This window comes from Kytococcus aerolatus, assembly GCF_900187395.1.
Classification (GTDB): domain Bacteria; phylum Actinomycetota; class Actinomycetes; order Actinomycetales; family Dermatophilaceae; genus Kytococcus; species Kytococcus aerolatus.
Window position 1 is genome coordinate 1149570 of record NZ_FYEZ01000001.1, and the last position, 21254, is coordinate 1170823.

The 21254-nt window shown below is 71.6% G+C and carries 21 protein-coding genes; 12 read left to right on the forward strand and 9 right to left on the reverse strand.

Annotation, left to right across the window (positions count from 1 at the left end; genetic code table 11):
- Positions 1-3 precede the first annotated feature (3 nt).
- From CFT82_RS05400 to hisC, 3 genes are all read right to left on the reverse strand, one after another.
- Positions 4-993 (reverse strand): alpha-ketoacid dehydrogenase subunit beta, encoded by a 990-nt coding sequence (locus CFT82_RS05400; RefSeq protein WP_088817983.1) that lies wholly within the window; start codon positions 991-993, stop codon positions 4-6.
- Positions 993-2231 carry a pyruvate dehydrogenase (acetyl-transferring) E1 component subunit alpha gene (pdhA, locus tag CFT82_RS05405; protein WP_088817984.1) on the reverse strand — a complete coding sequence of 413 codons (1239 nt, stop codon included), beginning with the start codon at positions 2229-2231 and terminating at the stop codon, positions 993-995. The genes CFT82_RS05400 and pdhA overlap by 1 nt, the downstream gene beginning before the upstream one ends.
- Positions 2232-2399: 168 nt before the next feature.
- A complete protein-coding gene (gene hisC / locus CFT82_RS05410; protein WP_088817985.1) occupies positions 2400-3509 on the reverse strand; it encodes a histidinol-phosphate transaminase in 1110 nt (369 codons plus the stop codon).
- Between the two features lie 169 nt (positions 3510-3678).
- Here hisC and CFT82_RS05415 point away from each other — a divergent pair, with 169 nt between their 5' ends.
- The 3 genes from CFT82_RS05415 to CFT82_RS11705 all read left to right on the forward strand — a co-directional run bounded on the left by CFT82_RS05415 (position 3679) and on the right by CFT82_RS11705 (position 7629).
- The gene (locus CFT82_RS05415) at positions 3679-5286 is read left to right on the forward strand and encodes an alkaline phosphatase D family protein (RefSeq protein WP_088817986.1); all 1608 of its coding nucleotides are present in this window, start codon (positions 3679-3681) and stop codon (positions 5284-5286) included.
- 210 nt (positions 5287-5496) lie between these two features.
- Positions 5497-7263 (forward strand): S8 family peptidase, encoded by a 1767-nt coding sequence (locus CFT82_RS05420; RefSeq protein ID WP_088817987.1) that lies wholly within the window; start codon positions 5497-5499, stop codon positions 7261-7263.
- 171 nt (positions 7264-7434) lie between these two features.
- Positions 7435-7629, forward strand: coding sequence for a hypothetical protein (locus CFT82_RS11705; protein WP_088817988.1), 195 nt, complete (start codon positions 7435-7437; stop codon positions 7627-7629).
- Between the two features lie 3 nt (positions 7630-7632).
- Here CFT82_RS11705 and CFT82_RS05430 read toward each other — a convergent pair whose 3' ends face one another.
- The gene (locus CFT82_RS05430) at positions 7633-8472 is read right to left on the reverse strand and encodes a fructosamine kinase family protein (protein ID WP_088818347.1); all 840 of its coding nucleotides are present in this window, start codon (positions 8470-8472) and stop codon (positions 7633-7635) included.
- A 22-nt stretch (positions 8473-8494) separates the two neighbouring features.
- Complete coding sequence (locus tag CFT82_RS05435) at positions 8495-8998, reverse strand: low molecular weight protein-tyrosine-phosphatase (RefSeq protein ID WP_088817989.1); 504 nt, start codon at positions 8996-8998, stop codon at positions 8495-8497.
- Between the two features lie 125 nt (positions 8999-9123).
- On the opposite strand from CFT82_RS05435, the gene CFT82_RS05440 reads away from it, so the two are divergent.
- Positions 9124-10161 carry a pirin family protein gene (locus CFT82_RS05440; RefSeq protein ID WP_088817990.1) on the forward strand — a complete coding sequence of 346 codons (1038 nt, stop codon included), beginning with the start codon at positions 9124-9126 and terminating at the stop codon, positions 10159-10161.
- A gap of 304 nt (positions 10162-10465) precedes the next feature.
- Here CFT82_RS05440 and CFT82_RS05445 read toward each other — a convergent pair whose 3' ends face one another.
- Entirely contained in the window at positions 10466-11182 is a 717-nt protein-coding gene (locus CFT82_RS05445; RefSeq protein WP_088817991.1) for a CE1759 family FMN reductase, read from the reverse strand.
- On the reverse strand, positions 11182-12345 hold the full coding sequence (locus tag CFT82_RS05450; protein ID WP_088818348.1) for a CE1758 family FMN-dependent luciferase-like monooxygenase: 1164 nt from the start codon (positions 12343-12345) through the stop codon (positions 11182-11184). The genes CFT82_RS05445 and CFT82_RS05450 overlap by 1 nt, the downstream gene beginning before the upstream one ends.
- Before the next feature lie 211 nt (positions 12346-12556).
- Between CFT82_RS05450 and CFT82_RS05455 the strand changes: the two genes are divergently transcribed.
- Positions 12557-13777 (forward strand): M14 family zinc carboxypeptidase, encoded by a 1221-nt coding sequence (locus CFT82_RS05455; RefSeq protein WP_088817992.1) that lies wholly within the window; start codon positions 12557-12559, stop codon positions 13775-13777.
- Between the two features lie 91 nt (positions 13778-13868).
- Here CFT82_RS05455 and CFT82_RS05460 read toward each other — a convergent pair whose 3' ends face one another.
- Positions 13869-14597 (reverse strand): M50 family metallopeptidase, encoded by a 729-nt coding sequence (locus CFT82_RS05460; protein ID WP_088817993.1) that lies wholly within the window; start codon positions 14595-14597, stop codon positions 13869-13871.
- Between the two features lie 65 nt (positions 14598-14662).
- Between CFT82_RS05460 and CFT82_RS05465 the strand changes: the two genes are divergently transcribed.
- The 4 genes from CFT82_RS05465 to kynA all read left to right on the forward strand — a co-directional run bounded on the left by CFT82_RS05465 (position 14663) and on the right by kynA (position 17586).
- Entirely contained in the window at positions 14663-14995 is a 333-nt protein-coding gene (locus tag CFT82_RS05465; protein ID WP_088817994.1) for a hypothetical protein, read from the forward strand.
- An 11-nt stretch (positions 14996-15006) separates the two neighbouring features.
- Positions 15007-15681, forward strand: coding sequence for a class I SAM-dependent methyltransferase (locus CFT82_RS05470; RefSeq protein WP_088817995.1), 675 nt, complete (start codon positions 15007-15009; stop codon positions 15679-15681).
- A 51-nt stretch (positions 15682-15732) separates the two neighbouring features.
- Positions 15733-16539: an aquaporin Z gene (gene aqpZ / locus CFT82_RS05475; RefSeq protein ID WP_115306684.1), complete on the forward strand. Its 807-nt coding sequence runs from the start codon at positions 15733-15735 to the stop codon at positions 16537-16539.
- A gap of 201 nt (positions 16540-16740) precedes the next feature.
- On the forward strand, positions 16741-17586 hold the full coding sequence (kynA, locus tag CFT82_RS05480) for a tryptophan 2,3-dioxygenase (protein ID WP_088817996.1): 846 nt from the start codon (positions 16741-16743) through the stop codon (positions 17584-17586).
- A gap of 37 nt (positions 17587-17623) precedes the next feature.
- Here kynA and CFT82_RS05485 read toward each other — a convergent pair whose 3' ends face one another.
- Positions 17624-18517 (reverse strand): LysR family transcriptional regulator, encoded by an 894-nt coding sequence (locus tag CFT82_RS05485; protein ID WP_088478442.1) that lies wholly within the window; start codon positions 18515-18517, stop codon positions 17624-17626.
- 169 nt (positions 18518-18686) lie between these two features.
- On the opposite strand from CFT82_RS05485, the gene CFT82_RS05490 reads away from it, so the two are divergent.
- The 3 genes from CFT82_RS05490 to CFT82_RS05500 all read left to right on the forward strand — a co-directional run bounded on the left by CFT82_RS05490 (position 18687) and on the right by CFT82_RS05500 (position 21237).
- Entirely contained in the window at positions 18687-19496 is an 810-nt protein-coding gene (locus CFT82_RS05490; protein ID WP_234994283.1) for an EamA family transporter, read from the forward strand.
- Positions 19493-20146 (forward strand): NAD(P)-dependent oxidoreductase, encoded by a 654-nt coding sequence (locus CFT82_RS05495; RefSeq protein WP_088817998.1) that lies wholly within the window; start codon positions 19493-19495, stop codon positions 20144-20146. Before CFT82_RS05490 ends, CFT82_RS05495 begins: the two co-directional genes overlap by 4 nt.
- A 104-nt stretch (positions 20147-20250) precedes the next feature.
- Positions 20251-21237 (forward strand): IS481 family transposase, encoded by a 987-nt coding sequence (locus tag CFT82_RS05500; protein WP_088817999.1) that lies wholly within the window; start codon positions 20251-20253, stop codon positions 21235-21237.
- Positions 21238-21254 lie beyond the last annotated feature (17 nt).

The window sequence follows — 21254 nt, forward strand, 5'->3', positions numbered from 1 at the left end:
GCGTCAGTGCGCCAGCACCTGGTCGACGTGGAAGAGGATGCGGTCGAGGTTCGGGAGGTACTCCTCCTCGAACCGGCTCGGCGGGTAGGGGATGTTGTACCCACCGCAGCGGGCGACCGGGGCCTCCAGGTGGTAGAAGCACTGCTCGGTGATCTGCGCCGAGAGCTCCGAGCCCATGCCCAGGAAGGTGGGGGCCTCGTGCACCACGACCACGCGGCCGGTCTTCTTCACCGACTCCACCACCGGACCGAGGTCCAGCGGGTTGAGCGTCCGCAGGTCGATGACCTCCAGCGAGCGACCCTCCTCCTCGGCGGCCTGGGCCGCCTGCAGGCAGGTCTTCACCATCGGGCCGTAGGTCACCAGGGTGACGTCGTTGCCCGGGCGGACCACGCGGGAGGCGTGCAGCGGGGTCGAGGCCTCGCCGTCGGTGGAGAACTCCACCTCGCCCCGCTCGTGGTAGCGGCGCTTCGGCTCGTAGAAGACCACCGGGTCGTCGGAGGCGATGGCCTGCTGCATCATCCAGTAGCCGTCCTCCGGGTTGGAGGCGCAGACCACCTTGAGGCCCGCCGTGTGGGCGAAGTAGGCCTCGTTGGACTCCGAGTGGTGCTCGACGGCGCCGATGCCACCACCGAAGGGGATGCGGATGACGATCGGCATCTTCAGGTGGCCCAGCGAGCGGGCGTGCATCTTGGCGACCTGGCTGACGATCTGGTCGAAGGCCGGGTAGACGAAGCCGTCGAACTGGATCTCGACGACCGGGCGGTAGCCGCGCAGGGCCAGACCGACCGCGGTGCCGACGATGCCGGCCTCGGCCAGCGGCGTGTCGATGACGCGCTCCTCGCCGAAGTCGTCGATCAGACCCTCGGTGATGCGGAACACGCCGCCCAGGCGGCCGATGTCCTCACCGAGCAGGACGACCTTGTCGTCGTCCGACATCGCCTTGTGCAGGCCGGCGTTGAGGGCCTTGGCCAGCGTCATCTTCTTGGCGCTCATCAGTGGTCGCTCCCCTCGAAGCCAGCGTGGTACTCGACGAACTGCTGGGCCTCGGCCGTCAGCTGTGCGTGCTCACCCGCGTAGGTGTGGTCGAACATGGTGTGGAGCTCGGGGTCCGGCATGGTCTGGCAGGCCTTGCGGACCCGGGCGGCGAGCTCGTCGGCCTCGGCGTCGATCGCGGCGAAGTACTCGTCGTCCGCGATCCCGTGGGCCACCAGGTGCTTCTTCAGGCGGTCGATCGGGTCCTTCGCGCGCCAGGCCTCGACGTGCGCCTCGTCGCGGTACTTGGTCGGGTCGTCCGAGGTGGTGTGCGCACCCATGCGGTAGGTGAACGCCTCCACGAGGACCGGGCCCTTGCCGGAGCGGGCGTGGTCGAGCGCCCAGGCGCCGACCGCCATCGAGGCCAGGACGTCGTTGCCGTCCACCCGGACGCCCGGGAAGCCGAAGCCGGCCGCACGCTTGTAGGGCTCGATGATGAAGTTGCGGTGGGTGGGCTCGGAGATGGCCCACTGGTTGTTCTGCACGAAGAAGACACACGGGGACTGGGCCACGGCCGCGAAGACCATCGCCTCGTTGTAGTCACCCTGCGAGGTGCCGCCGTCACCGGTGCAGGCCACCACGGCCACGTCCTTCTCCGGGTCCCCGGTGGCGTAGGCGCCGTCGAGCTGGACCCCGCGGGCGTAGCCGGAGGCGTGCAGCATCTGGTTGCCGATGACGATCGTGTACAGGTGGAAGTTGTTCTCCGCGGAGTCCCAGCCACCGTTGTTCACGCCGCGCATCATGCCCAGCAGGTTCTCCGGCGGGACGTCCTTGGTCCACGCCAGGCCGTGCTCGCGGTAGCCGGGGAAGACGTAGTCCTGCGGCTTGAGCGCACGACCCAGGCCGACCTGGGCGGCCTCCTGGCCGAGCAGGGAGGGCCACAGACCCAGCTCGCCCTGGCGCTGGAGGGCGAAGCCCTCGGCGTCCACGCGGCGCACGAGCACGAGGTCGCGGTACAGGTCGCGGAGGACCTGCTCGTCGACGTGCTGCAGGTACTGGGCGTAGGGGGCGTTGAGCTCGGTCTCGATCCGCTCGCCCTCGGGCGTCAGGAACTGGACCATCTCCGGGCCGCCGTCGGTGATGTCGACGGCGTCCTGCGGGGCGTCAGCCAGCTGCTGCTCCGGCTCGGCTCCCTCCGGAGCGCGCTCGGCGCTGGCCTGCAGCGCCTCCTGCCCCGGCTCGACGTTGGGGTCGGTCACGATCTCTCCTCGTGCTGGTCGGTTCGCCCCCGCCCGCACCCCGCCGCACGGCGCAGCGGGGTCGGGGGGGGACAGTCGGCCTGAGTGTGTCTCAGGTCACAGGATAGTGGTCGGCGCAGGGCGGCTGCACGGAGGCTGATCACCCCCACACGCCCGCCCCACAGTGTCTCAGGTGGCCTGCCCCCGGAATCGGGCACACAGGTCGAGGAAGCGGGTGTTCGCCTCGTCCTCCCCGATGGTGACGCGCACTCCCTCCCCGTCGAAGGGTCGCACGACCAGACCGCCCTCGGCGGCCAGCGCCGCGAACTCCATCGCCCGGTCGCCCAGCGGCAGCCAGACGAAGTTGGCCTGGGTCTCGGGGATCTCCCAACCCTGCTCGAGGAGGGCCTCCACGACACGCGTCCGCTCGGCCACCAGGTGCTCCACCCGCTCGGCGAGCTCGTCACCGGCCTCGAAGGAGGCCAGCACGGCGTCCTGGGCGAGCTGGCTCACACCGAAGGGCACGGCGGCCTTGCGCAGCGCCTCGGCCACCCGCGGCGTGCCGATGGCGTACCCCACGCGGAGCCCGGCCAGCCCGTAGGCCTTGGAGAAGGTGCGCAGCACCACGGTGTTGGCGAACTCGCGGACCATCGCCAGGGCGTCCGGCGCGGCCTCGTCGCGGTTGAACTCGAGATAGGCCTCGTCGAGCACGACGAGCACCTCCGGCGGCACCTGGGCGAGGAAGTCGCGGAGCTCGTCGGTGTGGACGCTGGGCCCGGTGGGGTTGTTGGGCGTGCAGACGACCACCAGCCGGGTGCGCTCGGTGATCGCCTCGAGCATCGCCGGGAGGTCGTGGCGGGCGGCGGCGTCGAGCGGGACCTGGACGCTGCGAGCGCCGGCCAGCCCGATGACGATCGGGTAGGCCTCGAAGGAGCGCCAGGCGTGGACGACCTCGTCCCCGGGCTCGCAGGTGATCTGGACGAGCTGCTGGAGGAGACCGACCGACCCGGTGCCCACGGCGACGTTCTCCGACTCCACGCCGCAGTGCTCGGCGATGCCGGCCAGCAGCGCCGCGGCCCCCATGTCCGGGTAGCGGTTGAACTCCTCGGCCGCCCGGGCGACGGCGGCCTGGACGCTCGGCAGGGGCGGGTAGGGGTTCTCGTTGGAGCTGATCTTGTAGCTCGTGAGGCCCTCGACGGCCGGGGCCGGCTTGCCCGGCTTGTAGGCCGGCAGCGCGTCGAGCGCGTCGCGCAGGCGCACCCGGTCGGCGGTGAAGGACTGGCTGGGCTGCTCCGTCATGCCCCAAATGTAACCCGGATCACGCCCCGACCCTGCCCGGGTGAGCGGGGACCGGCACGGGGAGAGGTGCCGGCGACCGTCCCCCGTTGACCAAACGTTGGAATCCTGTTCACCGCCAGTCCATCCCGACGCCTCCCGGCGTGCACGGCCCGCCCATAGCGTCCCCGGCATGAACCACCTCCTCTCCCGCCGCTCCCTGCTGGTCGCCTCCTCCGCCACGGCCCTCACGGCCGGGCTGGCCACCGCCACCGGCGCCACCGCCGTGGCCCCGGACCGCTCCCCGGGTGCCCCTCTGCGCACGAACCCCTTCACCCTGGGCATCGCCTCCGGCGACCCGGAGCCCGACGGCATGGTCCTGTGGACCCGCCTGGCCCTCGACCCGCTGGCCGAGGACGGCCTCGGCGGCATGCCCCGCCGCACCGTCCCGGTGCAGTGGCAGGTGGCCACGGACCCGCTCATGCGCCGGGTGGTCGCCCGCGGCACCGAGCTGGCCCGCCCCGAGTCCGCCCACTCGGTCCACGTGGAGACGCACGGCCTGCAGCCCGGCCGCGAGTACTTCTACCGCTTCAAGGCCGGCCGCCACCTCTCCGAGGTCGGCCGCACCCGCACCACCCCGGCCCCGTGGGAGATGCCGGCCGCCCTGGCCATGGCCTTCGCCAGCTGCTCCCAGTTCGAGCACGGGTACTTCACCGCCTACCGCCGCCTCGCGGAGGACCAGCCCGACGTGGTGCTGCACCTCGGCGACTACATCTACGAGTACACCGCCGACACCTATGTCATCGACGGCGGCAACCCGCGCGACCACCGCGGCCCGGAGACCGAGACCCTCGCGAACTACCGCCAGCGGCACGCCCAGTACAAGGCCGACCCCGACCTGCAGGCCGCCCACGCCGTCGCCCCCTGGCTGGTGGTCTGGGACGACCACGAGATCGACAACAACTGGGCCGACGAGGTGTACGAGAAGCCGCACATCCCGCAGCCGAACTTCCTGCAGCGCCGCGCGGCGGCCATGCAGGCCTACTACGAGAACATGCCGCTGCGCCGCCGGTCGATGCCGCAGGGCATCGACACGCTCCTCCACCGCCGCACCCAGTGGGGCCAGCTGGCCAACCTCCACATGATGGACACCCGCCAGTACCGCGACGACCAGGCCTGCGGCGACGGCTGGAAGACCAACTGCACCGACCGCCTGGACCCCGCCCGCACCCTGACCGGCGACGCCCAGGAGCAGTGGCTGCTGGAGAACTTCCAGCGCTCCACGCAGCGCTGGGACCTGCTCGGCCAGCAGGTGTTCTTCGCCGAGCGCGACGGCAAGGTCGAGCCGGAGCTCGAGCACCACTCGATGGACGGCTGGGACGGCTACACCGGGTCGCGGGACCGCATCACCCAGGGGTGGGTGCAGGCCGGGGTGCGCAACCCCGTGGTGCTCACCGGTGACGTGCACCGCCACTGGGCCTCGGACGTGCTCGCCGACTTCGAGGGCACCGGCCCGGAGGCCGAGCAGGTGGTGGGCGCCGAGCTGGTCTGCAGCTCCATCACCTCGACGGGCGACGGCGACGCCGCGGAGGTCAACGAGACCATGGCCTGGAACGAGCACATCCAGTACTACAAGAACCAGCGCGGGTACGTGCGCACCACGATCACCCCTGAGGCGATGACGGCCGACTTCCGGGTGCTGGACCACGTGACCACCCCGGGTGCCGCCGCCCGGACGGACGCCACCTTCCGCATCGAGGACGGCCAGCGCGGCCTGCAGGAGATCGCCCCCCGCGCCTGACCTCCTCTCCGGTCGACCCCACCGCAGCGCCCGCCCCACGCCCGGGGCGGGCGCTGCCGCACCCCGCCGGAGGGCGCGACGGCAACGAAACGGCCACGATTCCGTCACGAAGCCATCACGACGCACCCCTCGGGCAGGGGGTCCCCCCTACGGTCGGGGAGCCGGGCGGCTGCCCTGCCGGCCGGCCACACTCAGAGAAGGGATCCCCTCATGTCGCGCACCCCGAAGCGCCTCGGCGCCGCCGTGGCCGCCATCGCCCTGGCCGGCTCGCTGTCCGCCGCCCAGCCCACCGTCGCCGCCGGTGACGCCTCCCCGTCCACCACGTCCGAGGAGACCCGCCGCCACCTCGTGCTCGGCACGGAGGGCGCCAACACGGAGTCGGTCACCGCCGCCGTGGAGGCCGCCGGCGGTGAGGTCGCCGAGGTGAACGAGGCCATCGGCCTGTACACCGTGAACGGCCCGGCCGACCTGGCCCAGCGCCTCGAGGCCGCCCCGTCCGTCTACGGCACCATCGCCGACCGCGTCATCGGCTACACCCCCGGCGCGGACCTCCAGGAGCGCATGGACGCCGCCGACGAGGTGGAGCGCGCCCAGGCCGAGCGCCCGGCCCACCCCGCGACCGACCGCTCGACGATCGGCCCGGACCAGAAGGGCAAGAAGGGCGGCCAGGGCCGCGACAAGAACCACCCCGGCCCGCTGCCCGCCGACGACCCGCTGAGCGACCGCCAGTGGAACCTCGACATGATCGACGCCCCCGAGGCCCACCGCACGACCACCGGCGAGGGGGTGCGCGTCGGCGTGCTCGACACCGGCATCGACGGGAACCACCCCGACATCCGCGACAACTTCAACGCCGAGCTCTCCCGCAACTTCACCACCGACGTCCCCGAGCTCGACGGCCCCTGCGAGGAGGCCGACTGCAAGGACGCCGCGGACGTCGACGAGGGCGGTCACGGCACGCACGTGGCCAGCACCATCGCCTCCCCGCGCAACGGTCTGGGCATGGTCGGCGTCGCCCCCGACGCCGAGCTGGTCAACCTGCGCACCGGGCAGGACAGCGGCTACTTCTTCCTGGCCGCCACCCTGGACGCCCTGACCTACGCCCCCGAGGCCGGCGTCGACGTGGTGAACATGAGCTACTACATCGACCCGTGGGCCTTCAACTGCCCCTCCAACCCGGCGGACAGCCCCGAGGAGCAGGCCGAGCAGCGCTTCACCATCGAGGCCACCAACCGCGCCCTGAACCACGCCCACGACCACGGCGTCACGCTGGTCGGCTCGCTGGGCAACTCCGCCCTCGACCTGGGCGACCCCGGCATCGACAGCTCCAGCCCCGGCCTGCCCGAGGGCAGCGAGCGGGACCGCCTCATCGACAGCTCCTGCCTCGACCTGCCGGTCCAGGGCGACGGGGTCATCGGCGTCTCCGCGGTCGGCCCGTCCGGCCTGAAGTCGTACTACTCGAACTACGGCGTCAGCGAGATCAGCGTCGCCGCCCCCGGCGGCGCCTACCGCGACTTCGAGGGCGACGAGATGAGCCAGGGCCCGGAGAACCTCGTCCTGGCCGCCGCCCCGAAGGGGGTCCTGGAGGAGGCCGGCGACCTCGACGAGAACGGGATGCCGACCAACGACTTCGTCGTCCGCGAGGAGACCCCGGACGGTGAGGTCGCCTACTACCAGTACATGCAGGGCACCTCGATGGCCTCCCCCCACGCCGCGGGTGTGGCCGCCCTGATCATCGACGCCAAGGGGCAGCCGGACAACACGCTCGGCGGCAAGCGCATGCAGCCGGACCGCGTCCAGTCGCTCCTCGAGCGCTCCGCGCACGAGCGGGCCTGCGACGCCCCGGTGTTCGCCTACCCCGGCCTGCCCGACGCGTACACCGCCACCTGCGAGGGTGACGAGCAGTTCAACGGCTTCTACGGCCACGGCATCATCAACGCCCAGAGCGCGGTGAGCAAGACCCCGCACAAGCGCTGAGCGAGGAGCGCGGCGGATCCTGCCGCAGCACCCCCGGGAGCGGCCAGCGGCGATCACGCCCTGGCCGCTCCCGGCCGCCCGGGGGCCGCTCGGCACGGCAGCAGGACCCCGCCCATGGGCCACACCCCCCTCGATTGAGAATCGTTCCCAATAGTGGGTAGGGTCCGGCTCATGCGAATGATTCTCACCCCTAGTCGATCGCCCCGCGCCGCTGCCGGACTCTCCCTGCTGGGCGCGATGACCCTCTCCGCCTGCGGGGCGGCGTCCCCCGCGGGCTCCGGCCCCGCCGAGCCCAGCCCCTCCGCCGAATCGCCCTCCGGGGACCGCGAGGAGCACGACCACGAGGGGTCCGGCCACGGCCACTGAGGGTCACGCGACCCGCCGCAGCGCCTCCAGGGTCTGGGCACCGTAGCCACCCCCGAAGAGCAGGGCGTGCACCAGGAGCGGGACGAGCTGGAAGGTACCCACCCGGTCGCGCCACCCCCCGGCCAGCGGGAAGGTCTCGTCGTAGGCGGCGAGCTCGGCCGGCGTGAAGCCGCCGAAGAGCTGCATCATCGCGAGGTCCTCCTCCCGGTGGCCGTGGTGCGCGGAGGGGTCGATGAGCCAGGAGCGCCCGGCGGCGTCGACCATCCGGTTGCCGGCCCAGAGGTCCCCATGGACGAGGGTGGGCGGCTCGGCCGGGCCCAGGTGGTCGGCGTCTAGCCGGTCGGCCAGCCGCGCGGCAGCTGGGTCGAGGACGCCAGCATCCACGGCGCGGCGCACCAGCGGCAGCACCCGGTCGCCCAGGAGGGAGTCCGCCAGGGTGCTGCGTGGTGTGAGGTCGATCGGGCAGGCGCCGAGCCACCCGGCGGGGTGTCCGTCGAGCGCGCCGTAGGAGCCCGCCGGGTTCGTCGTGCGGTGCAGCGCGGCCAGCTCCCGGCCGAACGCACCCGGGTCGCGCCCATCCCCGCCCGCGCGGCCCGCGGCGTCGGAGGGGGTCGCGCAGGCCGCCGCCCCCGCGGCCTCCTCGTCACCCACCACGGTCGTCACGAGCTCGGTCCCGCGAACGGCCAGCACCTGTGGGACGCGGGCACCTGCCGCGGCCAACGCCCGCAGCCCGACCGCCTCGAACTCCAGCAGCCGGGGCGGCGGGTCCGGGTGGTCCTTGACGAACACCCGCCGCCCGCCACGCTCCTCGATGCCGGTGGTGCCGGTGTCCGGTGCGCTCACGGTCACGCCTCCCGTCGGGCGGTCAGTCGGCGTGGGCGTCGAGGACCTCGTCCACCCGGTCGGAGCGGATCGCCTCGACCACCCCGCGAACGGCGGGCTCGATCTGGTCGTACATGGCGGTGAAGGCCGGGGCGTCCTGGCCGTAGGGGTCCGGGACGGCCTCCGGGGAGCCGGGCACGGCACCGGGGGCGAAGGCCCCGAGCATGACCACCTTGCGGGCGTCCCGGGGCGTCTCCGCCAGCGCCCGGGCGTCGCGGAGATTGGACTCGTCCATGACCAGCACCAGGTCGGCGGCCGTGAGGTGCTCCGGGCGGAGCTGCCGCCCGACGGTCTCGAAGCGGTAGCCGCGACGCTCCCCCTCGGCGCTGCTCAGGTGGTACGGCGGGTCACCGACGTGCCAGCCACCGGTGCCGGCCGAGGTGACCTCGACCCCCTCCAGGCCGGCGGCCTCCAGCTCGTGGAGCAGCACCGCCTCGGCGGCGGGCGAGCGACAGATGTTCCCCAGGCAGACGACCTCGATGCGCATGCCCCCATCGTGCCGGACGCGGTGCTTCCGAGGGGGCGGTGGGCGTCCGGGAGCCGGGACGGGCAGCCTCTGGCCCGGAGGCCCGCGATGTGGTGAAGTAGCTGGTCACCCGCCCAGGAGGACCCATGAGCAACCCCGATCCCCACCCCACCGACACCGTGTGCCTCGGCGACCCCGCCGTGGACGGGCTGCTCTCCCCGCGCGAGGTGCCGCTGGGCGGACCCCGGGCGATGACCGTGCGCCGCACCCTGCCGCACCGGGAGATCTCCCTCATCGGGGCCTGGTGCTTCTGTGACCACTACGGCCCCGACGACGTGGCCGAGACCGGCGGCATGCACGTGGCACGGCACCCCCACACCGGGCTGGCGACCGTGTCCTGGCTGTTCTCCGGGGGCGTCGACCACCTCGACTCGACCGGCGGCCGGGCCCGCATCGAGCCGGGCGACCTGGCCCTCATGGCCGCCGGGCGCGGCATCACGCACCAGGAGATCTCCACCCCCGAGACGGAGGTGCTCCACGGGGTGCAGCTCTGGTACGCCCTGCCCGACGCGACGCGCCACGGCGACCCCGGCCTGCAGGAGTACACGGCGCCGCCGGTGGAGCTGGAGGGCGGGGAGGCTCGGGTGTTCATCGGCTCCCTGCTGGGCTCGACCTCACCGGTGGAGACCTGGACCGAGGGGCTCGTGGGGGCCGAGATCCGGCTCGGGGCCGGGGCGGAGGTGACGGTGCCCGTGGACCCGGCCTTCGAGCACGGGCTGCTGATGGACTCCGGGGAGCTCGCGGTGCGGGCGGCGGGCGCGTCCGAGGGCGGGGCCGACGAGCACGTGGTGCCGGACGGGCACCTGCTGCACCTGGCCGTGGGGCGCGAGGAGCTCGTGCTGCGGGCCGGCCCGGAGGGGGCCCGGCTGGTCCTTATCGGCGGCGTGCCGCTGGGCGAGGAGATCGTCATGTTCTGGAACTTCGTGGGGCGGAGCCACGAGGAGGTGGCGAGTTTCCGGGCGCGCTACCAGCGGGAGCTGGGCTTCGAGCCCGGGGAGCCCACGGACACGCCGGTCCCCCTGGTGGCCGACGAGGTGGACCTCTTCGGGCCGTGGCCCGAGGGGCAGCCGGAGCCGCTTCCGGCCCCGAACCTGCCCAACGCCCGCCTGCGCCCCCGCGGCTGACAGACCGGCGCAACAGCCGAGGTGCGCACCGGCACGCATCTCGCCTGTCCGGCATCGGCCAGATGCGTACCGGTGACCCTCTCGACGGTCGACGTGCGCACCGGTGCGCATCCCGTCCACGGCAGACACACCAGATGCGGACCCTTTGCCTTCTGGAGTGGCCGACACCGCAAAAGCGGACCGGTGCGCATTGGGGGTGTCCGGTAGCGGCCAGATGCGTACCGGTGACCCTCCCGACGGTCGACGTGCGCACCGGTGCGCAGGTGGCGGAGGGGACGCCCACGGATGCGCACCGGTGCGCCTCTCAGCTGTCGCGCGGGGGCTGCCCCAGGTCGCCGAGGAGCTGCTCGAAGGGGGTGACGACCTCCGGGTCGAAGGGGTCCCCCGAGCCCAGGGTCCGCCCGCCGCTGGCCGTGCCCTCGCCGGAGCGGCCCACCCCCACCACCGGGCCACCACCCACGAGCCCGGCCAGCTCCCCCGCCGCCCGAGCGATCCGGCGCTCCAGCGCCTCCGCACCCTCGCCCCCGAAGTCCGCCGTCGCGGCGAACACCCCGGTCGGGGTCGGCAGCATCCCCAGGTAGGCCGCCAGCGGCCGCAGCGCGTGGTCCACCACCAGCGAGTGCCGCTCGGTGCCGCCGGTGGCCGCCAGCACCACCGGCGTGCCCCGCAGCGTGCCGGGCTCGACGAGGTCCAGGAAGCCCTTGAACAACCCCGAGAAGGTGGCCTGGAAGGTCGGCGTCACGAGCACGAGGGCGTCCGCCGCCCGCACCCGCTCGAGGTCTTCCGCCAGCTCCCCGGCCGGGAACCCCGCCAGCATCGCGTCGGCGATGGCGTGGGCGTGCCCGCGCAGGGTCACGTGGTGGACGTCCACGCCCACCACGGAACCGGAACCAGCCGACCCCGCCGCAGAACCGGCCCCACCACCCAGCGCCTCCACCGCGGCAGCGCCGATCCGCTCGGCGAGCAGGGCCGTGGTCGACGGGTCACCGAGCCCGGCCGAGACCATCACGAGTCGCGTCATCACACACCTCCGAGCTGGTTGTCGTCCTCCGCCCGGCGGCCGGTCCAGCGGTCAGCCTCCGGCTCGCCGAAGCGCGGCGCGCCGGGCCCGCCGGCGGCCTCCACCCGCGCGGCGTGGGTGGGGGCGTCCGGCACCCCGGAGGCACGCACGGCGTCGAACTCCTTGCGCAGCACCGGCACCACCTCGGTGCCGAGGATCTCGACCTGCTCCAGCACCTTCTCCAGCGGTAGGCCGGCGTGGTCGATGAGGAAGAGCTGACGCTGGTAGTCGCCCACGTAGTCGCGGAAGCCCAGCGTGCGCTCGATGACCTCCTCGACGGTGCCGACGGTCAACGGGGTCTGGGCCGTGAACTCCTTCAGGGAGGGGCCGCCGCCGTAGACCGGGGCCCGGTCGAAGTAGGGCCGGAACTCGGCCATGGCCTGCTCCTTGGTGGGCGCGATGTAGACCTGCCCGCCGAGACCGACGATGGCCTCCTCGGCCCGCCCGTGGCCGTAGTGCTCGAAGCGCTGGCGGTAGAGCTCCACCATGCGCTGCGTGTGCTCCGGCGGCCAGAAGATGTGGTTGTGGAAGAAGCCGTCGCCGTAGTAGGCGGCCTGCTCGGCGATCTGCGGGCTGCGGATGGACCCGTGCCAGACGAAGGGCGCCACCCCGTCGAGCGGGCGGGGCGTGGCGGTGAATCCCTGCAGCGGGGTGCGGTGCTTGCCGCGGAAGCTCACGACCTCCTCGCGCCACAGCCGGTGGAGCAGCGAGTAGTTCTCGATGGCCAGCTCGATGCCGTCGCGGATGTCCTGCCCGAACCACGGGTAGACCGGCCCGGTGTTCCCGCGGCCCATCACGAGGTCGAGGCGGCCCTCGGCGAGGTGCTGGGCGTAGGCGTAGTCCTCGGCGAGGCGGACCGGGTCGTTCGTGGTGATCAGGGTGGTGGCGGTCGAGAGGATGATCCGCTCGGTGCGGGCCGCCAGGTGGGCGAGCAGCACGGCCGGGTTGGCCGGGGCGGCGAAGGGCGGGTTGTGGTGCTCGCCGGTCGCGAAGACGTCGAGGCCCACCTCCTCGGCCTTCTCGGCGAGCGCGATGGTGTTGCGGATCTTCTCGTGCTCGGTCGGCGTGCGGCCGGTGTGCGGGTCGGTCGTCAGGTCTCCGATGCTGAAGATGCCGAACTGCATGCTGCTCATGATGCCTCCTGGTATTTCGTGACATGTCAACAATAGCGGTGACCGAGTTGTTCCGACAGTCCGACTGGCTGCCCCGCCGACACCCACCGCACAGGACATCCGCCCGCGCGGATACCCGACCCGCCCCCCCACTTTCAACCCTTGACAGGCCCCGGGAGTGGGGTTTCCATGAGCCGGACCATCCACCCCTCAGGAGGTCCCCATGCACCACCGCCTGACCGGCTCCGCCCTCGCCCTGACTCTGGCCGCCAGCCTCACCGCACCGGCTCTGGCCGGCCCCCAGCAGCCCGCCCCCTCCGCCTCCACCCCGAAGTCGGCGGCCACCGCGGGCCAGAGCTGCAACGACAACACCGGTGACACCGGGACGAACGCCTGGATCAGCCACGCCGAGCTCGAGCGCGAGCTGCAGAAGCTCGAGCGGAACTCGAAGGGCACCCTCTCGGTGGAGACCATCGGGCAGTCCAACCAGGGGCGCGACGTGTGGGCCGCCCGAGTCGGCCACGGCGACAAGGTCGTGATGATCGAGAGCGAGATCCACGGCAACGAGAAGACCGGCACCCTCGCCATCCTCAACCTGCTCCGGACGATGAGCGGGAACACCCCCGAGGCGAAGGCGCTCCGCGAGCAGATCACCGTCGTGGCCGTGCCGCAGCTCAACCCCGACGCCAGCGAGCTCGACCGCCGCGCCAACGACCGCACCTGGGACGAGGTCCTCGCGGACTTCCCCCAGCTAGCCGACGCCCCGGCCCCGTGGAACTACTACACCCAGCCCCGCCAGGGTGACGACTACGCCGCCCGCCCCGGGTTCGACGTCAACCGCGACTTCCACCCCGACCTCGACTACGTGCCCTCGCCGGGGGACTTCCCCGGCACCTCGGACGACCCGGGCTGGTACATCCACCCCGAGAGCCAGAACATCCGCGACCTCTACCGGGAGCTCCAGGCCGAGTTCGGGACGGTCGACACCTTCGTCGACCTCCACCACCAGGGCCCCTGCTACCTCGTCGGTGACACCGGCGAGGAGGTGACGCTCTCGCTCTCGGGCAAGTTCGTCGACATCGAGAACCACGCCCAGCACGACAAGGGCTACGACCTCGACTACTCCAAGCAGCTCACCCTGAGCGCCTACGACGCCCTGCAGAGCCGCGGGAACTCGCCCTTCGGCAAGATCTCCCTCTACGACCAGGAGGTCGACCTGCCGGGCACCGCGCTGGGCTCCTTCGCACTGAACGGCTCGGGCACCGTGCTCTTCGAGGTCCGCGGCCAGACGCAGTCGTGGGGTGCCAAGAAGAAGGGCCAGCTGGTCAAGGCCGTGGAGACCGGGCTGCTCGGCATCGTCCGGGACGTCGCCCACGGCACGGCGGAGCAGCAGGATCCCGCCCGCTACGACGACATCCCGCTCACCACCTACCCGGAGTACTGAGCGACAGATCGTCGACCGGCGACGCCGCCCGCCCCGGGGCGGGCGGCGTCGTCTCGTCAGGGACGGTGGGCGGGAGCACAGCCCCTCCGTGTCAGGGCCGCAGCCCGCTCTCCCCGACCAGCGCCCACAGCGCCACCCCCAGGCAGCCGAGGCAGACCAGGGCGAAGAGGACCGTCCAGGCGATGCCGGGGACGCCCGTCTGGTCGGCCAGCTGACCGGCGTCGCTGGTGTCGCGGTGGCCCCGGCGCCGGACACGGACCCGGCCGCGCTGCAGGTCGAGCACCGCGCGCGGGGCGGCGAGGAGCAGCCCCCACACGGTGAGCTGGGCGGCCGCGGTGAGCAGGGGGCCGGTGGACCACCAGCTGAGCGCACCCACCACCGCCCCCAGCGCGAGCACCACCCAGGCCCCGTAGAGATTGCGGACGAGCAGCAGCATCACCACGCACAGGGCGACGAAGCCCCACAGCCAGGCGGCCGCGTGCCCGGTGCCGACCACCCACGAGCCGATCAGGCCCAGGAGCGCGGGCGCCGGGTAGCCAGCCAGCAGGGTGGCGACCATCCCCGGCCCCCGCGCCCGACCACGGGAGACCGTCACCCCCGAGGTGTCCCGGTGCAGGTGGATGCCGGTGAGCCGGCGGCCGACCAGCAGCGCGACGAGGGCGTGCCCCGCCTCATGCACCACCGTCACCGCGTGGCGCAGCAGGTGATGACCGAGCGGGCTCCAGGTGGCCGCGAGCGCCAGCACCGCCACGAGCACCGAGGCCAGCGGGTGCAGGGGCGGCTGGGTGGCGCTCACCCGGATCCAGAGCTCGTCGATCACGCAGGTCAGGGTGGCACGGTCGGTTGGGAGGGGGCGGAGCCCGGACCCGCTGCGACGATGGGGGCATGACGACGCACCAGAGCTCCCGCATCGACACCCTCGTCTTCACCGTGCCGCGCGACGACGCGGACGCCGTCCTGGCCGCGCTCTTCGCGGCTGGTGCGGGCCGCATCGGTGACTACACCGAGTGCGCCTTCACCGTCGACGGCGTGGGACAGTTCCGGCCCGTGGGTGACGCCGACCCCACGATCGGCACGGTGGGCGAGATCGAGCGCGTCGAGGAGCGCCGCTGCGAGGTGCCCTTCACCGCCGCGGAGAAGGAGGCCATCCTCGCCGCGCTCGTCGCGGCCCACCCGTACGAGGAGCCGAGCTTCTTCGTCATCGCCAACGCGGCGTGAGGGGGCGAACAATGAGCACTCAGCGTGACGTCGCCACCATCGACCCCGCGGGCGTCCGCGCCGCCTACGACGAGGTGGCCGACACCTACGCCGACCACTTCACCGCAACCGAGGCCGAGTCCCCGCTCGAGCTGGGGATGATCGACCTCTTCTGCTCGCTGCTCGAGGGCCAGCGGCGGGTGCTCGACGCCGGCTGCGGCGCCGGGCGGCTGCTGCCCCATCTCGCCGGGCGAGGCTGCACGGTCGAGGGCGTCGACCTCTCGCCCGGGATGGTCGCGCGCGCCCGGGCCGACCACCCGGAGTTCCCGGCGCAGGTGGCGTCGCTGGACGATCTCCCGCACGCCGACGACACCTTCGACGGGGTCTTCTCCTGGTACTCCACGATCCACACCGGCGATGCCGACCTGCCCGGGCTGATCACGGAGATGCGACGGGTCCTGCGCCCCGGCGGGCTGCTGCTCCTGGCCTTCCAGACCGGCACCGGCGTGCGCGACATCGCCCAGGCCTTCCGGGAGCACGGTCATGAGGTGGAGCTGCTCCGTGCTCACCGGAGCCTGGAGGAGGTCGGCGCGCGGCTGACTGAGCAGGGCATGACCTCGGTGGCCCGCTTCGACCGCCTCCCACTGGGCACCGAGCGCGACCGCCAGGCGGTCCTCATCGCACGCGAGCCGGCCCCGGAGGCCTGACTCACCCGCACCCGGCACCACGCACTTCCACATCCTTGAGATACTGGGCAGATGAGTACTGTCGAAACCCACGCCCTCGAACCCACCCCCAGCCTCCCCGCCATGCCGAAGCGCCTGGCCGCCGAGGCCCTGGGCACCTTCTGGCTGGTCTTCGGCGGCTGCGGCTCGGCGATCTTCGCCGCCGCCAGCATGGGGGAGGCTGCTGGCGAGCCCATCCACGTCGGCATCGGCTACCTGGGCGTCGCCCTGGCCTTCGGGCTCACCGTGGTCACCATGGCCTACGCCGTCGGTCATGTCTCCGGCGGGCACTTCAACCCGGCCGTGACGGTCGGCCTGGCCACCGCTGGCCGCCACCCGTGGAAGGACGTGCTGCCCTACGTCGTCGTCCAGGTCATCGCCGGTCTGGTGGCTGGTGGTGCGCTCTACGCCATCGCCACCGGCAAGGCCGGCTTCGAGGCGGTCGGCAGCATGGCGGCCAACGGCTACGGCGCGAACTCGCCCGAGGGCTACTCGATGATGGCCGTCCTGCTGGCGGAGGTCATCCTCACGGCGTTCTTCCTGTACGTGATCCTCGGCGCCACCGACGACCGCGCCCCCCAGGGCTTCGGCCCCCTGGCCATCGGCCTGGCGCTCACGCTGATCCACCTGATCTCCATCCCGGTGTCGAACACCTCGGTGAACCCCGCCCGGTCCACCGGCGTGGCCTTCTTCCACGGCGACGGTGCCCCGGCCCAGCTGTGGCTCTTCTGGCTGGCGCCCGTCCTCGGCGCGGTCATCGCCGGCATCAGCTACCACGCACTGCTGGGCGAGGAGAAGCGTTCGGCCATCCGCGAGGCCGCCGCTCACGACGCCGCCTGAGCATGCCGGGCGCGGCGACGAGCCAGTCGCCGCACGCCGGACCACGATCGCTGTCGGGCCGATGCGGGACTCACCGCATCGGCCCGACGAGTGCCCGGGGGCCCACGGCCGAGGCCCCCGGCCTCCCCTGGCCCCGTTGCACCTCCGGCTGCACCCCCAGCACCTAGGGTGGCCACACCCATCCGCACCCCAGGAGGACCCGTGGCGAACACCCGTGACGTCGAGGCCGGCATCCACACCGACTTCCGCGAGGAGATGAGCTACGGCTCCTACCTGGACCTCGACCGGCTCCTCTCCGCGCAGCACCCGGTGAGCGACCCGGTGCACCACGACGAGATGCTCTTCATCATCCAGCACCAGACCTCCGAGCTGTGGCTGAAGCTGGTGCTGCACGAGCTGCGCTCGGCGATGGAGCTGCTGGCCGCCGACGAGATGCGCATGTCGCTCAAGCGGATCGCCCGGGTGAAGCACATCCAGAAGACGCTCACCGAGCAGTGGAGCGTGCTGGCCACCCTCACCCCCAGCGAGTACGTGGAGTTCCGCGACTCCCTGGGCCACTCCAGCGGTTTCCAGTCCTGGCAGTACCGGGCCGTGGAGTTCGCCCTAGGCAACAAGAACGCCGCGATGCTGCCGGTGCACGAGGCCGACCCCGCTGCGCACGCTCTGCTCACCGAGCTGCTCGAGGCACCCAGCCTCTACGACGAGTTCATCCGCTGCCTGCACCGCCGCGGCATCGAGATGCCTACCCGCGTGCTGGAGCGCGACGTGACCGTGGCCCACGAGGAGGACCCGGAGCTCACCGCCGTCTTCACCCGCATCTACGAGAACGCCGGCGAGCACTGGGACATCTACGAGGCCTGCGAGGAGCTGGTGGACCTGGAGGAGAACTTCCAGGTCTGGCGCTTCCGCCACCTGCGCACCGTGCAGCGCGTCATCGGCATGAAGACCGGCACCGGCGGCTCCTCGGGCGTGGGCTTCCTGCAGCGCGCCCTGGACCTCACCTTCTTCCCCGAGCTGTTCAGCGTGCGGACGCAGATCGGGGCGTAGCTGTACTGACCGGAGACGTTGATCGATGGGACCGGCATCAGCCGACCATGTGCAGGGCGATTGATTCCTTGACCTGTTCGATGAACGCCCGAGACGCGGGGCTCGGATTGAAAGAGCCCCACGCGACGTACTCGGCCCGACAGGGGCCATCGGCCACGGGAACTGCTCGCAGCGCTGGGTTAGCCGGCACACATTCGACGGGCAGCAGGCAGACGCCCAACCCGCGTTCGACGAGGGCGAGCATGAACTCGGTCGACATCGCCTCGAAGCCCACGCGGCGCTGAAGGCCTGCGGCAGCGAATGCCCGATCGCCTTGGAGTCTGCCTGGTGACCCGGCCGGGAAGTCGATGAACGTCTCGTCGACCAAGTCAGCCAGGGCCAGGGTGCCCGTGTGCGCTAGCCGGTGCTGTGACGCCATGACGGCGACGAGACGCCCTCGGGCGATCTCGTGCGCGGTGAGTCCGGACGCTGGGGCGACGTCGGCGTCCACGCCGAGAAAGGCCACGTCGAGTCTCCCGCTGCCGAGGTCGCGCATGAACTCATTGCTTCCCCCGCCCCGCACGGTGAGGTCCACGTGGGGATGGCTGGCGTGGAAGGCCGCGATGATGTCGGGCACGCTGACGGCTGTGACCGTCGGGATGACACCTACCGATAGGCTTCCGCGGACCTGGCCCACGGCCTCGGCAGCGACCGCCACGGCACGGTCGGCGGCTGCGAGGCTGGCGCGTGCTTCCGTGAGGAAGGCTTCGCCGGCGGGGGTCAGCTCCACCCGACGGGATGAGCGCACGAACAGTGCCGTGCCGAGTTCCTGTTCGAGGGCCTTGATCTGGTGGCTCAGTGCTGATTGCACGACGAAGCAGCGTTCTGCTGCTCGCGTGAAGTTGCGCTCCTCGGCGATCGCCACGACGTACCTGAGCTGTTGGAGTTCCACTAAACCATGATTGCAGGTCATTGTTTGGGTGAGAACAATGTGTTGGACTCACCGCTGGTGGGCGACTGACGATGGATCGGTGAACACTTCTTCCCATGGGGCCCGCAGTTCGTTGCTGTGGACCTGTCTGACGGCGCTGGCCCCCGCTACGTGGGGGACGACGTACATCGTGACCACCCACCTCCTCCCAGCCGGACACCCCTTGTTCGCCGCGTTCATGAGGACGCTGCCGGCAGGGATCATCGCGGTGGGCCTGTCGAGGCAGCTGCCGCGCGGCTCGTGGTGGTGGAAGAGCTTCGTGTTGGGCGGTCTGAACATGGCCGCGTTCTTCCCCCTGTTGTTCTTGTCCGCGCAGCGTCTTCCGGGCGGGGTCGCGGCCACGCTGGGTGCGGTGCAGCCCATCATCGTTGCCCTGCTGGCCGTGGCTGTCCTCCACGAGCAACTCTCCGGCTGGCGCCTGGGATGGGGTGTCGTGGGTGTCGTGGGGGTGGCTCTCGTGGTCCTTGGGCCGAGCGCCGCCCTGGACCCGGTGGGTGTGGCTGCAGGACTCGGTGGCGCAGGGGCCATGGCCACGGGCGTGGTCCTGACCAAGAAGTGGAAGCTCCCCCAAGGTGTCTCGCCCATCGCATTGGCCGGTTGGCAGCTGACGGCCGCCGGCCTTCTGCTGGCGATCCCGGCGCTGCTGGTGGAGGGGCCACCGGCAGTGATTTCCGGTCGTGGCTGGCTTGGGTACGCCTGGCTCGGCCTGGTCGGGGCACTGGTCTCTTACAGCCTCTGGTTCACCGGCATCCGACGCCTGCCCGTCACGTCCACAGCCCTCCTGGGACTTCTCTCGCCGTTGGTCGCCGCCCTGCTCGGCGCCCTGATCGCGCACGAACACCTCGGAGCCGACCAGTACCTCGGCTTCGCGATCGCCCTGGCCGCCATGGTCTGTGGCCAGCTCCCCGCACCCACCCATCGTCGAAAGGACAATTCATGAACATCACGGTTCTCGGAGCCACCGGCATGGCCGGCGCAGCGATCGCGCAGGAGGCCACACGCCGCGGCCACCACGTCACTGCCGTATCGCGGAACCCACAGGAGACCAACGACCCGCGTACCACCGTCACTCGTCTCGATCTGACAGACCTCGAGGCACCCCTGCAGCCCGTCCTGAACGACGCAGACGCCGTCGTGCTCGCCGTGCGCATGGCCCCCGGCGACGAAAGCCGTGTGGCTCCACTGACCAGCCGTGTCCTCGACCACGCCGCCGTCGCGGGGGTCCGGGTCCTGGTCGTGGGAGGAGCAGCGCCCTTGCGCTCACCTCACGATCGAGAGTTGCTCGTCCTGGACGACCCCGCCTTCGTGCCGACCCAGTGGCGTGACGTCGCGTCGGCCAGCCTCGACCAGTTCAACGCGTGCACCGAACATCCGAACCAGAACTGGATCTACCTGAGTCCGTCGGCAGTCTTCGAGCCCGGACAGGGAACCGGCGCCTATCGCCGTGGCGGTGACACGCTCCTCATCAACCACGATGGCACGTCGCGGATCACCCCTGCGGACCTGGCCCTAGCGGTGCTCGACGAGCTCGAGCAGCCCAGCGCCGTACATCACTTCACCGCCATCGAGCTGGCAAAGGGTCTGGCCTAGAGCCAGCGGTCCACAGAGGAATCCACGCTAACAGAGGAATCCACGCTAACAACCGTGAGGGGGTCGAGCTATCGGCCCCCTCCGTCTATTCCAAGGGGACGCTCTTGCTCCACGCCAACGCAGCACTGACCCCGCGCCACCGCTTGATCGTCGGCCAGCTCGTGGTCGACCAGGGCTGGCCGATCAGCGAGGTCGCGGCCCGGTTCCAGGTTTCCTGGCCCACTGTGAAGCGCTGGGCCGACCGCTACCGCGCCGGCCAGTCCATGCAGGACCGCTCCTCAAGGCCCCGCCGGTCACCGAACAAGACCAGCCAGGCCACGACGAAACGTTGCATCCAACTTCGCCTGCGCCTCCGCGAGGGCCCGGTCCAGCTCGCATGCCGGCTCGGCATCGCGCCATCGACGGCCCACCGGATCCTGGCCGACGTGCACCTGAACCGGCTGTCGCACGTCGATCGCGCCACCGGAGAGCCCGTCCGTCACTACGAGCACGACCACCCCGGTGCGATGATCCACGTCGATGTGAAGAAGCTCGGCAACATCCCCGACGGCGGAGGCTGGCGCTACGTCGGTCGACAACAAGGCGACCGCAACCGCGCTACCACACCTGACAGGCCCAGGAACAAGCACCGGGACCCGTTGATGGGCAAGGCCTACGTCCACACCGCCATCGACGACCACTCCCGCGTCGCCTACGCCGAGATCCACGACGACGAAACCGCCCTTACCGCCACCGCTGTCCTGGTCCGGGCGGTCGAGTGGTTCAATGCGCGCGGTGTCACGGTCGAGCGGGTCCTGTCCGACAACGGTGGCGCTTACCGGTCGCACATGTGGCGAGACACCTGCGCAGAGCTCGGCATCAAGCACAAGCGCACCAGGCCCTATCGGCCGCAGACCAACGGCAAGATCGAGCGCTTCCACCGCACTCTGGCCGACGGCTGGGCCTACGCCCGCTGCTACACCAGCGAGACCGAACGCCGCGGAGAACTCGACGGCTGGCTGCACTACTACAACCACCACCGGCCCCACACCGCTTGCGGGAACCAGCCGCCCTTCTCACGCTTGACCAACGTACCCGGTCAGTACACCTAGCACTCCAAGGCGCTGGA

Bases quoted from the DNA above. Each gene is read 5' to 3' on its own strand.
- CFT82_RS05400 (WP_088817983.1), bottom strand. From the start codon at position 993: ATGAGCGCCAAGAAGATGACGCTGGCCAAGGCCCTCAACGCCGGCCTG.
- hisC (WP_088817985.1), bottom strand. From the start codon at position 3,509: ATGACGGAGCAGCCCAGCCAGTCCTTCACCGCCGACCGGGTGCGCCTG.
- CFT82_RS05415 (WP_088817986.1), top strand. From the start codon at position 3,679: ATGAACCACCTCCTCTCCCGCCGCTCCCTGCTGGTCGCCTCCTCCGCC.
- CFT82_RS05420 (WP_088817987.1), top strand. From the start codon at position 5,497: ATGTCGCGCACCCCGAAGCGCCTCGGCGCCGCCGTGGCCGCCATCGCC.
- CFT82_RS11705 (WP_088817988.1), top strand. From the start codon at position 7,435: ATGCGAATGATTCTCACCCCTAGTCGATCGCCCCGCGCCGCTGCCGGA.
- CFT82_RS05435 (WP_088817989.1), bottom strand. From the start codon at position 8,998: ATGCGCATCGAGGTCGTCTGCCTGGGGAACATCTGTCGCTCGCCCGCC.
- CFT82_RS05440 (WP_088817990.1), top strand. From the start codon at position 9,124: ATGAGCAACCCCGATCCCCACCCCACCGACACCGTGTGCCTCGGCGAC.
- CFT82_RS05445 (WP_088817991.1), bottom strand. From the start codon at position 11,182: ATGACGCGACTCGTGATGGTCTCGGCCGGGCTCGGTGACCCGTCGACC.
- CFT82_RS05450 (WP_088818348.1), bottom strand. From the start codon at position 12,345: ATGCAGTTCGGCATCTTCAGCATCGGAGACCTGACGACCGACCCGCAC.
- CFT82_RS05455 (WP_088817992.1), top strand. From the start codon at position 12,557: ATGCACCACCGCCTGACCGGCTCCGCCCTCGCCCTGACTCTGGCCGCC.
- CFT82_RS05465 (WP_088817994.1), top strand. From the start codon at position 14,663: ATGACGACGCACCAGAGCTCCCGCATCGACACCCTCGTCTTCACCGTG.
- CFT82_RS05470 (WP_088817995.1), top strand. From the start codon at position 15,007: ATGAGCACTCAGCGTGACGTCGCCACCATCGACCCCGCGGGCGTCCGC.
- aqpZ (WP_115306684.1), top strand. From the start codon at position 15,733: ATGAGTACTGTCGAAACCCACGCCCTCGAACCCACCCCCAGCCTCCCC.
- CFT82_RS05495 (WP_088817998.1), top strand. From the start codon at position 19,493: ATGAACATCACGGTTCTCGGAGCCACCGGCATGGCCGGCGCAGCGATC.